Here is a 10,639-nt window from a genome sequence, read left to right as displayed (position 1 = left end):
CCAAACAAGTGCTCACTACGGGAATAAGAAGAATGGTCGAGGATAATTTTTTATCGGCTCATGGGATTAATCGCCGTGATTTTATGAAATTGTGTGCCGGGATGGCCGCAACCCTGGGATTAAGTCAGAATGCCGTCGCCAAGATGGCCACCGCGCTCACCAGCCCCGAGCGGCCGCCGGTGATCTGGATTGGGGCACAGGAGTGCACCGGTTGTACCGAATCGCTGCTGCGCGCCACCCACCCCACCATCGAGAACCTGATCCTCAATACCATTTCGCTGGAGTACCACGAGGTGCTCTCGGCGGCTTTTGGTCATCAGGCGGAAGAGAACAAGCACAACGCCATCAAGCGTTATAAAGGCAAGTATGTGCTGGTGGTGGATGGCTCCATTCCGCTTAAAGATGGTGGTGTCTACTGCATGGTGGCCGGTGAGCCTATCGTCGACCATATTCGCCGTGCTGCTGCCGATGCGGCTGCGGTTATCGCCATCGGCTCCTGCTCCGCCTGGGGCGGTGTGCCTGCCAGTGGCGGCAACCCGACCGGTGCCGTCAGTCTCGAAGAAGCCCTCGGCAATATCGGCACCCCGATCATCAATATCCCGGGTTGCCCGCCCAATCCCCACAACTTCCTCACCACGGTTGCCTACTACATCACCTACGGCAAGCTGCCGGCGCTGGATAGCAAGAAGCGTCCGCTGTTTGCCTATGAGCGCCTGATCCATGAGAACTGCGAGCGTCGTCCGCACTTCGACGCAGGGCGTTTTGCCAAGGAGTTTGGTGATGAGGGCCACCGTCAGGGCTGGTGCCTCTACCATCTGGGCTGCAAGGGGCCGGAAACCTACGGCAACTGCTCGACCCTGGAGTTCTGCGATGTGGGCGGCGGCATCTGGCCGGTCGGCATCGGCCACCCCTGCTACGGCTGCAACGAGCAGGGGGTCGGTTTCAGCAAGGGGATCTTCCAGCTTGCCAAGGTAGAGAACCCGACTCCACGGGTGGATAAACCCGATGTGAAGATCCAGGAGGGGGGCTACACCTCGCCCACCGCGACCGGCCTGATCGGTGGTGCCCTCGGGGTGCTGGTGGGGGTGAGTCTGATGACGGTGCGTGAACTCGGTCGCCAGCAGAAGCGCCACGAAGCCGGGCAGCACCCATCACGGGAGGAGTAACCGTGAACAGACGCAATTTCCTCAAATTCGCCTCTGCCAGTGCACTGGCGGCAGGGGCCGCTGTGCCCGGCACTGCACTGGCGGCAGCCAAGAACAAGCCACCCATTCCCGGGGCGCTCGGCATGTTGTATGACTCCACCCTCTGCGTCGGCTGTCAGGCCTGTGTGGCGGAGTGTCAGCGCCTCAACGGCAACCCGTCCAATCCGGAGGGAGCACAGACCTGGTCCACTAACGACAAGCTGACCCCCTACACCAACAACATCATTCAGGTGTGGAAGAGTGGCACGGGTGAGCATAAGGATCAGCTGGTGGATGGCTACGCCTACATCAAAAAGCAGTGCATGCACTGCGTCGATCCCAACTGTGTCTCGGTCTGCCCGGTGCAGGCCCTTAAAAAAGATCCCAAGACCGGCATCGTTCACTACGACCCGAGCGTCTGCACCGGCTGCCGCTACTGCATGGTGGGTTGCCCGTTCGATGTGCCCAAATATGACTACGACAACCCGCTGGGGGCGATCCACAAGTGCGAGCTCTGCAACCAGAAAGGGCTTGAACGGATTGATCAGGGCAAACTGCCTGGCTGTGTCGAGGTGTGCCCCACCGGCGCTGTGATCTTCGGCACCCGCGAGGAGCTGATGGCCGAGGCCAAGCGCCGCCTGCTGGCGAGCCCGGGCAGTGAATATGCCTATCCGCGCCAGACCCTTCAGGCCAACGACCCGTACCTGCACGAAGTGCCCAACTACCAACCTTACGTCTATGGCGAGAAGGAGGGGGGTGGCACCCAGGTGCTGGTACTGGCCGGGGTGCCCTATACCAAGCTCGACATGCCCGATCTGCCGGAGCTCTCCTCCGGTGCCCGCTCCGAGCATATCCAGCACACCCTCTACAAGGGGATGGTGCTGCCCATGGTGGTGCTGACCGGCCTTTCGGTGCTGATCCGCCGCAACACCAAGAATGGTCACGATCACCATGATGATCAGGGAAGTGCGCAGATCAAGGATCAGGGCACTACAAAGGGAGGCAAGGATCATGAGTAATCACAAGGCGTATCCGCTGGGCGGCAAGCTGGTCAGCTGGCCAGTGCTGGTGCTGGCCCCCTTTGCCGTGCTGTGCGGCATGTTGATCTTGAAGCGCCTCGTCTTCGGGCTGGGCTCGGTCACCGACTTGAACGGGGGCTATCCCTGGGGGCTGTGGATCTCGTTCGATCTCTTGATCGGGACCGGTTTCGCCTGTGGCGGTTGGGCGCTGGCCTGGGCGGTTTATGTGTTCAACCGGGGCGAGTACCACCCGCTGGTGCGACCGGCCCTGTTGGCGAGTCTGTTCGGCTACTCGCTGGGGGGCCTCTCCATCACCATCGACGTGGGGCGCTACTGGAACCTGCCGTACTTCTATCTGCCCGGTCACTTCAACACCTCCTCGGTGCTGTTCGAGACGGCGGTCTGCATGACCATCTATATCGGGGTGATGGCGCTGGAGTTTGCGCCCGTGCTGCTGGAGAAGTTCGGCTGGAAGGCGTCACTCATTCGCCTCAACAAGATCATGTTCTTCGTGCTGGCGCTGGGGGCACTGTTGCCCACCATGCACCAATCCTCGATGGGCTCGTTGATGATCGTCGCGGGGGAGAAGATCCATCCGCTCTGGCAAAGCTACGAGCTGCTGCCGGTCTTCTCCTTGCTCACCGCCTTCATCATGGGTTTTTCCATCGTGGTGTTTGAAGGTTCGCTGGTGCAGGCAGGATTGGCGGGGCGGGGACCCAACGAAAAGCCGCTGTTCTACAAGCTGACCCAAGTGATCGATATCTTCCTGATCCTGTTTGTGGCGCTGCGCTTTGCCGAGATCGTCATCAATGACAAGTCGGAGTATCTCTCCGACTGGAACCGTTTCTCCATCATGTTCTGGAGCGAGATTGCGCTGATGATCTTCCCGCTGCTGGTGTTCCACTGGGACAAGAGCCGCCGCGATTCGCGCATGTTGTTCCTGGGGGCCCTCAGTATGCTGCTGGGCGCCGCCCTCTGGCGACTGGATTACTCCCTGCTCGCCTTCAACCCCGGCAATGGCTACCACTACTTCCCCTCCGCGGAGGAGGTGCTGATCTCCCTGGGCTTCGTTGCCATCGAGGTGTGTGCCTATTTGCTGTTGATCCGGCTGCTGCCGGTACTGCCATCACTTGAACGTGTTCACCAAGATTATCAGGCCCGAGGGAAAGCCAACGTATGAGCCAACGTATCACCATAGACCCCATCACCCGCATTGAGGGGCACCTGCGTATCGACTGCGAAATCGAAGGCGGCGTCGTCACCAAAGCCTGGTCGTCCGGCACCATGTGGCGCGGGATGGAGGAGATCGTCAAGGGCAACGACCCGCGCGATGCCTGGATGATTGTGCAGCGCATCTGCGGGGTATGTACCTCCATTCACGCCATCGCCTCGGTGCGGGCGGTGGAGAACGCCATCGGCGCCAAGGTGCCGGTCAACGCCCAGTTCATCCGCAACCTCATCATCGCGGCCCACAACATCCACGATCACATCGTCCACTTCTACCAGCTCTCGGCGCTGGACTGGGTGGACATCACGGCAGCGCTGCAGGCCAATCCACAAAAAGCGGCGGATATCCTCAAGGGGGTCTCTACCTGGTCCCTCAACAGTGCCGACGAGCTGACCAAGGTGCAGGATAAAATCCGTGCGCTGGTCGCGAGCGGCCAGCTCGGCATCTTTGCCAACGGCTACTGGGGTCACAAGGAGATGAAGCTGAGCCCGGAGGTGAACCTCATCGCCGTGGCCCACTACCTGCAGGCACTGGAGTGCCAGCGCGATGCCAACCGCATCGTCGCCATTCTGGGGGGCAAGAGCCCCCACATCCAGAATCTGGCGGTGGGTGGCGTGGCCAACCCCATCAACCTGGATGCGCCGAGCGTGCTCAACCTCGAGCGGCTGCTCTACGTGAAGAGCTTTATCGACCGGCTCGGCGAGTTTATCGAGCAGGTCTACAAGGTGGATGCCGCCATCATCGCCGCCCACTACCCCGAGTGGTTGACACTGGGGCAGGGGGCCAAGCACTACCTGAGCGTGCCGGAGCTCCCCACCGACGCCAACGGCGGCAGCTTCCTGATGCCGGGCGGCTATATCGAGAATGGCAATCTGGCAGCTTACCGCCCCATAGAGAGCCATCAGGATGGCTGGCTGATGGACGGCATCGCCGAGAGCAACAAGCACGCCTGGTACAAGGATGACGCTCCCCTCAAGCCGTGGGAGGGCAAAACTGAGCCGAACTACACCGGCTGGCAGGATGATGGCAAATACTCCTGGGTCAAATCCCCTACCTTCTACGGCAAGGTGGTAGAGGTGGGGCCGCTCGCAGACTTGCTGGTGAAACTGGCCGCCAAACACCCGGAAACGGTAGCGCACTTCGACCAGTTGAACGGCATTTATAAAGCGCTCACCGGTTCTGCCATCAAGACCGAACAGCTGCACTCCACCATGGGCCGCATCATTGGCCGGGCGGTGCGCTGCTGCGTGCTCAAAGACACCCTGGCGCACCAGTGGAAGGCGCTGGTCGACAATATTGGCAAGGGAGACACCACCGCCTACATCAAGGCCGAGATCCCGGCGGACAAAGAGTTTCGCGGGGTGGGCTTTGAAGAGGCGCCGCGCGGCATGCTCTCCCACTGGATCGTCATCAAGGGCGGCAAGATCGAGAACTATCAGGCGGTGGTGCCATCGACCTGGAACTCGGGCCCGCGCAACTTCAACGACGAGCCTGGCCCCTACGAGCAGGCGCTGGTGGGCACCCCGGTGGCCGATCCGGCCAAACCGCTGGAGGTGGTGCGTACCATCCACTCGTTCGACCCCTGCATGTCCTGTGCGGTCCACGTGGTGGATACCCAAAATGGCGAAACGACTCAGGTGAAGGTGCTGTGATGAACACCCTGATCCTGGGCGTCGGCAATCTGCTCTTGAGCGACGAGGCGGTGGGCGTGCGCATCGTCGAGGCGCTGGGGCGCGAATACCGTTTCGCCTCCGGCATCGAGCTGCTCGACGGCGGCACCGCTGGTATGGAGCTGCTCGAAGCGATGGCCAGTCGCGACCATATCATTCTGGCGGATGCGGTGCGCAGTGGTAACCCGCCGGGTACCGTGGTGACCCTGAAGGATGAGGAGATCCCGACCCTGTTTGGCCGCAAGATCTCCCCGCACCAGCTGGGGCTGGCGGATGTGCTCTCGGCGCTGCATATGACGGGGGAGTCGCCCAAGCGGCTCACTCTGATCGGCATAGAGCCTGAATCCCTCGAACCGCGCATCGGCCTCACCCCAGTGGTGGCAGCCGCCATGGGGGAGGCGAAGGATCGGATTTTGACCCTGCTGGCCGCCGTTGGCGCCCCCGCCACCCCGCTTTCCGAACAGGAACGAGCAGAACAAGCACGGGAGGGCTTATGGCGCAGTCCCATTTAAGCGAGGCAGATGCCATGCAGGAACGCGGGCAGGAGTTTTCGGGTTTTGCCACCAATCCTGCGCCGTTGCTGGTGGCCCAGTATGAGCGGATCGCCCGTGAGGAGATGCAAGGGCTGCCCTTCTATCACGCCACCATGCCCATCGTGGCGGAGTGCACGCTGTTTGAAGGTCAGTGGCTCGGCTGCGTGCTCACCCCCTGGATGCTGAGCGTGGTGGTGCTGCCGGGGCCGGATCAACTGTGGCCGGTGCGCAGCAGCAGCGATCGGCTCGCCCTGCAGCTCCCCTGCGGCAACCTGACCTTTATGGTGGGTGAACTGCCAGAAAGTGGTCAGCTGCTGGCCTGCTCCCTGATGTCGCCGCTCGATCCCCATCTTGGGGCCGAGCAGGGGCGCTCACTGGTGAGCAGTACCCTCAAGATGCTGCTCTCCTTGCCGGTGCAGCAAGGGGCTGGCGGCGTGGATCTGGGTCGCAGACGACTATTCGGTGCCCGGCGCGGTCAACCGGCATAGTTGCTAGGTTTCATGCGAAATCAAGTTTAGAATAGGGGCTAATTTGGCCCCTTACTTGCATCTTCAACCACCGCATTTTCTCTTCATTGGCGCGCGGTGATGCCAAGAGTAAGTGGTAAAAGATAGAAAGGATCCCCATAACCATGCCATGCCATCCCCTTCGTACCCGCGCAGCTGCTTTGTTGACTCTGCTGCTGGGAACCGCCTCTCATACTGCGCTGGCCGCCGCCCAACCTGTGCCTGCCGAACTCAAGCTCGCCATCGGTGCTGAACCCACCGAAGGGTTTGACCCTCTGCTTGGCTGGAGTCACGGCAGCTACCTGCTGCTGCACAGTCCGCTGCTCAAACAGAATGCCGATCTCAGCTGGCAGGATCTGCTCACCCAATCGGTGACCCCGAACAAGGATGGCAAGGGGTGGCTTATCACCCTCAAGCCGGATTTGAAATTCTCCAACGGCGTGCCGCTCACCGCCGAGGATGTGGCCTTTACCTACAACAGCGCGGCCAAGGGCGGCGGCAAGATCGACATGGGCAACTTTGTCTCGGCTAAGGTGCTCTCGCCCACCGAGGTTGCCATCACCTTGAGTGCCCCCCAGAGCACCTTCGTCAACGTGCTGGGATCGCTCGGTATCGTGTCGAAGAAGGATTACGATCCCAAGGCGTATGCCCAAAAGCCGGTTGGTGCCGGTCCTTACCGGCTGGTGAGCTTCCTGCCCGGCCAGCAACTGGTGGTGGAGGCGAACCCCTATTACGCTGGCGGCAACAATGACTTCAAACGGCTGGTCTTTGTCTTTATCGACGAAGAGAGCGCCTATGCCGCTGCCCAGAGTAGTCAGCTCGATCTGGTGCGCATTGCCCCGTCACTGGCGCCCACCGTACCTGCGTCCCTCAAGCTGTGGGTGCGGCCGAGTGTGGAGAACCGCGGCATTGTCTTCCCCATTCCGCCTGCGGGCGGCAAGGATTCCAAGGGTTATCCCATAGGCAACGACGTGACTTCGGATGTGGCGGTGCGCCGCGCCATCAACTACGCCATCGACCGCAAGCTGCTGGCCGATCAGCTGCTGGAAGGGCACGCCATCCCCGCCTACAGCGCGGTGGAAGGGTTACCCTGGCTAAACAAGGCTACCGTCTTCAAGGATGGGGATGCGGCCCACGCCAACGCCCTGCTCGACAATGCAGGCTGGAAGAGGGGCAGTGACGGCATTCGCCACAAGGGCGACCAGCGCGCCGCCTTTACCCTCTGGTACACCAGTGGCGACAGCACCCGCCGGGATCTGGCGGAAGCGGTGCGCGCCATGCTCAAGCCCATTGGCCTTGAGGTGAGCCTCAAATCCGGCAGCTGGGAGCAGGTGGAGCGGGAGATGCACGCCAATCCGGTGCTGATGGGGTGGGGGAGTCTGGATCCCATGGAGCTCTATCATCACTACCAGAGCGGTTCCGGCGGCGTGGAGTTCTACAACCCGGGCTACTACAGCAACCCTGTGGTGGATGGCCACCTCAAGCAGGCGCTGGATGCTCCGAACTGGCAGGCGGCCGTGCCGTTCTGGCAGCAGGTGGAGTGGGATGGCAAGAGCGGCGCCGGGGTACAGGGGGATGCGGCCTGGGCCTGGCTGCTCAATGTGCAGCACACCTATCTGGCCAACCGCTGCATCGATCTTGGCAAGGGGGCGCCGGAAATCCACGGTAGCTGGTCACTCCTCAACAACCTGCAGGATTGGCGGTGGACGTGCCGTTAAGTTCGCTCTTGAGTCATTCAGGTTATCTGTTGCTAAAAGCCCTGCTGCGTCTGGCAGGGCTGCTCTGTCTGGTCTCTGTCGCCACCTTTGTGCTGCTGAGCTACTCCCCCATCGACCCCATCAAGGCCTATATCGGTAACGATCTGCTCCATGTGCCGCCAGAGCAGTACGCCCGCATCGCCGCCCGCTGGGGGCTGGATCAGCCGCTGTGGCTGCGCTACTGGCACTGGTTTACCCAAGTGCTGCAGGGGGATTTCGGTTACTCCATGCTCTACAACGCACCTGTGGTTCAGGTGATCGGCCAGCGTTTTGCCGCCTCCTTCCTGCTGCTGGCGGGCGCCTGGCTGCTCTCCGGCTTTTTCGGCATTCTGCTGGGCCTCTGCGCCGGTCGCTATCTCAACCGCTGGCCCGATCGCCTGATTTGCCGCTTTGCCTACCTGCTTGCCTCCCTACCCACCTTCTGGGTTGGTCTGTTGCTGCTCGCCCTGTTTGCGGTGCACTGGCCGCTGTTGCCGGTCTGCTGCGCCTGGACGCCGGGGCTCTCTGCCGATGAGGCAGACTGGCTGATGCGATTGCGCCATCTGCTGTTGCCGGTCACCACTCTGGCGCTGCTCGGGGTGGGCAACATTGCCCTGCATACCCGGGGGCGGGTGGCCGAGGTGCTGGAGAGCGACTTTATCCGCTACGCCCGCGCCCAGGGGGATGGCGGCTGGCCCATGCTGCGTTTTCACGTGCTGCGCCATGCCCTGACTCCGGCGCTCTGCCTGCAGTTTGCATCGCTGGGTGAGTTGATTGGCGGATCGCTGTTGGCAGAGAAGGTCTTCTCCTACCCGGGGCTCGGCCAGGCGACCGTGGATGCGGGGCTGCGGGGAGATATCCCCTTGCTGATGGGCATAGTGCTCTTTTGCACCTTGCTGGTCTTTATTGGCAACACAGTGGCCAGTTTGCTGCTGGCGCGCATCAATCGGGGTTGGGAGGGTGAGCATGCTGTTTAATCCGCTCCCCTCACTGCTGCGGCTGGGGTTTGCCCTGATCGGGCTGGCACTGCTGGCCACTTATGGTTGGAGCCTCTCTCATCAGGATGTGCCAATGGATCTGCTGGCGCGCCAGCAGCCCCCCTCGCTGGTCCACTGGTTCGGGACCGATCAGATGGGGCGGGATCTCTGGTTGCGTGCATTTCAGGGCACCCTCACCAGTCTGGAGCTCGGTATCAGCACGGCCCTGTGCAGCGGGCTGCTGGCCATGGTGGCGGCAAGTGTCTCGCTCATTCATCCCAGATGCGATGTGGCGGTGCGGCTGCTCATCGACGCCATGCTGGCGCTGCCCCATATGCTGCTGCTGATCCTGATCTGCTTCACTGTGGGGGGCGGCATGCGCGGGGTGATCCTGGCGGTGGCGCTCACCCACTGGCCCAAGCTGGCGCTCATTCTCTGCGCAGAAGCGCGGCGGATCGCCTGCAGCGATTACGTGGTGCTGGCCCGCTGTCAGGGGATGGGGGCGCTGCGTCGCTGGCGCACCCACCTGCTGCCGGGGTTGTTGCCCCAGTGGTTTATCGGCACCTTGCTGATGTTTCCCCATGCGGTGCTGCACAGCGCGGCTTTGAGCTTTCTCGGCTTTGGTCTTGCGGCCCACGAGGCCTCCCTTGGCCTGCTGCTGGCCGATGCATTGCGTTATCTGGCCGGTGGCGGCTGGTGGCTGGCGCTCTTCCCGGGGCTGATGTTGCTGCTGTTGGTATTGCTGTTTGATCAGGCCACCCGGGCCTTGCAACAGTTGCTGTGGCACAGGAGTGAACCATGCTGAGTTTTGACCAGGTGACCATAGAGGCGGCCCACTACTCCTGGCTGGGGCGGCGCAGCTGGCAGCCATTGCTGACCGATATCAGCCTGCAACTGGCGCAGGGGGAGATAGTGGCGCTGGTGGGGGGGAGCGGCGAGGGCAAGAGCCTGCTGCTGCAAAGCGCCCTGACCTTGCTGCCGGACAACCTGCGCATGCGTGGCAGCATCTCCCTTGATGGCACGCCTCTGTGCGATGCCAGCCGGGCTCGTCTGCGCGGTCACACCCTCTGCTATGTGCCGCAGGGGGTGAGCGCCCTCAATCCGCTGCTGACGGTGGAGCGCCAGCTGGGCCGGGCGGCGCGTCTGTGTGGCCAGAACGGTTCTCGCGAGCGGCTCGGTGAACAACTGCTGCGCTACCAGTTGCCTGCGGCCACCCTGGACCGCTATCCGCGCCAGCTCTCCGGCGGCATGGCCAAGCGCATTCTGGCCTGCACTGCGGCGCTTGGCGGCGCCCGCTACATTCTGGCGGACGAGATCACCGCCTGGCTCGACGAGGGGCTGGCTTGCCTGCTGCTCAGCCAGTTGCGTGAATTGGCCAATCAGGGTAGCGGCATCCTCTGGGTTACCCACGATCTGGCGCTGGCGGCCCGCTTCGCCGATCGCATCGTGGCGCTGCATCAGGGGCAGGTGAGCGATACCTTGAGCTGCCACCATCTGCGCCAGGGGCAGGGGAGCGAGATGCTCCGGGCCCACTGGCAGGCGCTGCCCGAGTTCAATGCGCTCTTCTCTGTGCCGGAGGTTTCCTGATGTTGGAAGTACGAAATCTCACTATCGCCCAGGGTGAACGTCCCCTCTGGCAGGGTTTATCGCTGACGGTGAAAGCGGGCGAACGGCTCGGCATCTCCGCCCCGAGCGGCCATGGCAAGACCACGCTGGGGCGGGTATTGGCGAGTTGGCAACCGGTTGGGGCAGGGGGGCAGATCCTGCTGGAAGGACAGCCTGTGCC

General features: G+C 62.3%; 11 protein-coding genes. All 11 read left to right on the top strand.

The genetic code is table 11. The features are described from left to right. Nucleotides 1–32: 32 nt before the first annotated feature. The gene (gene hybO / locus LD28_RS0111885; protein WP_033137183.1) at nt 33–1,166 is read left to right on the top strand and encodes a hydrogenase 2 small subunit; all 1,134 of its coding nucleotides are present in this window, start codon (nt 33–35) and stop codon (nt 1,164–1,166) included. A 2-nt stretch (nt 1,167–1,168) separates the two neighbouring features. Continuing rightward, nucleotides 1,169–2,203, top strand: coding sequence for a hydrogenase 2 operon protein HybA (hybA, locus tag LD28_RS0111880; RefSeq protein ID WP_033137182.1), 1,035 nt, complete (start codon nt 1,169–1,171; stop codon nt 2,201–2,203). Continuing rightward, nucleotides 2,196–3,383, top strand: coding sequence for a Ni/Fe-hydrogenase cytochrome b subunit (gene hybB / locus LD28_RS0111875; protein WP_033137181.1), 1,188 nt, complete (start codon nt 2,196–2,198; stop codon nt 3,381–3,383). Before hybA ends, hybB begins: the two co-directional genes overlap by 8 nt. After that, nucleotides 3,380–5,083 (top strand): hydrogenase 2 large subunit, encoded by a 1,704-nt coding sequence (gene hybC, locus LD28_RS0111870; protein ID WP_033137180.1) that lies wholly within the window; start codon nt 3,380–3,382, stop codon nt 5,081–5,083. Before hybB ends, hybC begins: the two co-directional genes overlap by 4 nt. Next, entirely contained in the window at nt 5,083–5,613 is a 531-nt protein-coding gene (locus tag LD28_RS0111865) for a HyaD/HybD family hydrogenase maturation endopeptidase (protein ID WP_033137179.1), read from the top strand. The genes hybC and LD28_RS0111865 overlap by 1 nt, the downstream gene beginning before the upstream one ends. After that, nucleotides 5,595–6,122 carry a hydrogenase-2 assembly chaperone gene (hybE, locus tag LD28_RS0111860; protein ID WP_033137178.1) on the top strand — a complete coding sequence of 176 codons (528 nt, stop codon included), beginning with the start codon at nt 5,595–5,597 and terminating at the stop codon, nt 6,120–6,122. The genes LD28_RS0111865 and hybE overlap by 19 nt, the downstream gene beginning before the upstream one ends. A 143-nt stretch (nt 6,123–6,265) precedes the next feature. After that, nucleotides 6,266–7,858 (top strand): ABC transporter substrate-binding protein, encoded by a 1,593-nt coding sequence (locus tag LD28_RS0111855; RefSeq protein WP_050514316.1) that lies wholly within the window; start codon nt 6,266–6,268, stop codon nt 7,856–7,858. Beyond that, nucleotides 7,843–8,853: an ABC transporter permease gene (locus LD28_RS0111850; RefSeq protein ID WP_033137176.1), complete on the top strand. Its 1,011-nt coding sequence runs from the start codon at nt 7,843–7,845 to the stop codon at nt 8,851–8,853. The genes LD28_RS0111855 and LD28_RS0111850 overlap by 16 nt, the downstream gene beginning before the upstream one ends. Then, nucleotides 8,843–9,658 carry an ABC transporter permease gene (locus LD28_RS0111845; protein ID WP_033137175.1) on the top strand — a complete coding sequence of 272 codons (816 nt, stop codon included), beginning with the start codon at nt 8,843–8,845 and terminating at the stop codon, nt 9,656–9,658. Before LD28_RS0111850 ends, LD28_RS0111845 begins: the two co-directional genes overlap by 11 nt. Further along, complete coding sequence (locus tag LD28_RS0111840; protein ID WP_033137174.1) at nt 9,652–10,440, top strand: ATP-binding cassette domain-containing protein; 789 nt, start codon at nt 9,652–9,654, stop codon at nt 10,438–10,440. The genes LD28_RS0111845 and LD28_RS0111840 overlap by 7 nt, the downstream gene beginning before the upstream one ends. Next, nucleotides 10,440–10,639: ATP-binding cassette domain-containing protein (locus tag LD28_RS0111835; protein WP_033137173.1), on the top strand; the 200-nt coding region annotated here is incomplete at its 3' end. The genes LD28_RS0111840 and LD28_RS0111835, both read left to right, overlap by 1 nt.

This window comes from Aeromonas finlandensis (assembly GCF_000764645.1).
Classification (GTDB): domain Bacteria; phylum Pseudomonadota; class Gammaproteobacteria; order Enterobacterales; family Aeromonadaceae; genus Aeromonas; species Aeromonas finlandensis.
Note: the sequence above shows the minus strand (reverse complement) of the source record. Positions and strands in the feature narration are given on the sequence as shown.